Raw genomic sequence first — 1846 nt, 5'->3', positions numbered from 1 at the left:
CACGCACCTGCCCGTGACGGCCTACAACGTGAGCGGCGAGTACGCCATGGTGAAAGCAGCCGCGCAAAACGGCTGGCTCGACGGCGAAAAAACCATGATGGAAGTGCTCACCAGCATCAAGCGCGCCGGGGCCGACGCCATTCTGACGTATTTCGCCAAGGAAGCTGCGGCGGTGCTGCGCCGCGGATAAAGCCGGCGGCCGGTTTTGGCTTTGCAACGCTGGGCAAATCGGGTGGGTAATGCCACCGGATTTGCCCATTTTTGTTGGTGGGTTTCCTTTCCAGAGTTATTGCTACCGTGCGCGTACCGTTGAATTATTTCCGTTGCCTCTTGCTGGGGATACTGACTTGGGCCGGCTTGGGCCCGGCTGCCTGGGCTCAGGACACCAAGCCCAAGCCTCGCCCGGCGCCCCCGGCCCCGTACCAAGCCGTGGACGCCCGGATGCGGCAGGTGCCGGACTCGTCGGCGCGGACGGTGGGCGGGCTAGCGCGTTTCATTACGGGTTCGTTTGCGTCGGAAGGCGACCGGGCGCGGGCCGCTTTTGTGTGGGTAGCGCACAACATTCGCTATGACGTGGAAAACATGTACATGCTGAATCTCCAGCAGGAAAACCCCGACCAAGTGCAGAAAACGCTGGACAACCGCCGCGGGGTGTGCCAGCAGTACGCCGACTTATTTAGTGCCGTAGCCAACCAGGTTGGGGTGACGACCTACGTGGTGCCCGGCTATACCAGCCTACGCGACCCACTGGGCCACGCGTGGTGCGCCAGCCGCATAGCCGGACAGTGGTACCTGATGGACCCCACCTGGGCTGCTGGTCGCGTTGAAAGCGAAAAGTTTGTGTTTCGTTTTAATGCCCAACATTTCCGGGTGGCTCCGGCCGTGTTCATCGAAACCCACATGCCCTTCGACCCGCTGTGGCAGCTGCTGTCGGCGCCGCGCACGCCGCTGCAGTTTCAGCAAGGAACCCGACCAACGCCAGCCAGCGCACCATTCGCCTTTGCCGATTCGGTGGCGGCATACGCCCGGCAAAGCCCCGAGCAGCAGCTGCGGGCCACCACTCGTCGGGTTGAGCAAAACGGCGTGAAGAACGACCTAACGTATAATTTCCTGCTGAACACACGCCGCAAGGAATCCGACCAATTCGTCACTGCTTTCAACAACGCCGTTCAGGCATTTAATGAGGGCAGTGAGGAGTTCAATAGGTTCATCACATTTTTTAACCGTCAATTTTTGCCACACAAAACTGACCAGGAGTTGCGGCAATTGCTGGTGCCGATGGCAACTGACCTAAGGCGGGCGCGTGCTTTGCTTGCAACGGCCCAGCCCGTAATTCCAGCGCAGCAAGCCTCACTGAACGAATTTCTGGCCTCTTTGCAACAGCTCGAAACCAAGCTGCACGATGGGCAAGCTTTCGTCGAGCGCTACCAGCAAACCAATAAAATTTTACGGCTCATGCTGTTTGGCAACCCTGCAGCAACTGGCTCATTAACGCGCTAACACATACGCCGGAGTTGTTTTCCACCCATAAATCCCAATCACCCGTGCTCACCACCCGGCGCGCTGCCCTTTCCGATGTGCCCGCCATCCTTGCCTTGGTGCGGCGGGTGGTGCCGCTGATGCAGGCCAGTGGCAACTTCCAATGGTCGGCCGACTATCCAAACGAGGCCCGTTCCGCGATGCGCTGGATTCGGCCCCGAAAAAAGGCGACAAAAAGAGCTACCAGATGAACCCCGCCAACAAGCGCGAGGCCCTGCGCGAACTGGCCCTCGACGAAGCCGAAGGCGCCGACATGGTGATGGTGAAGCCCGCCCTGAGCTACCTGGACGTGATTCATGCCGTGAAA

Annotated in this window: 1 protein-coding gene and 2 pseudogenes; all 3 read left to right on the top strand. The window is 59.8% G+C overall.

Going from position 1 to position 1846, the window contains the following annotated elements:
• A pseudogene (locus VF629_RS10455) lies at positions 1–190 on the top strand (porphobilinogen synthase); the annotation flags it as partial.
• Positions 191–330: 140 nt separating this feature from the next.
• A complete protein-coding gene (locus tag VF629_RS10450) occupies positions 331–1500 on the top strand; it encodes a transglutaminase domain-containing protein (protein ID WP_331058424.1) in 1170 nt (389 codons plus the stop codon).
• 166 nt (positions 1501–1666) lie between these two features.
• Positions 1667–1846, top strand: a pseudogene (locus VF629_RS10445) (porphobilinogen synthase); the annotation flags it as partial.

Source organism: Hymenobacter sp. (assembly GCF_036388155.1).
GTDB lineage: Bacteria > Bacteroidota > Bacteroidia > Cytophagales > Hymenobacteraceae > Hymenobacter.
Note: the sequence above shows the minus strand (reverse complement) of the source record. Positions and strands in the feature narration are given on the sequence as shown.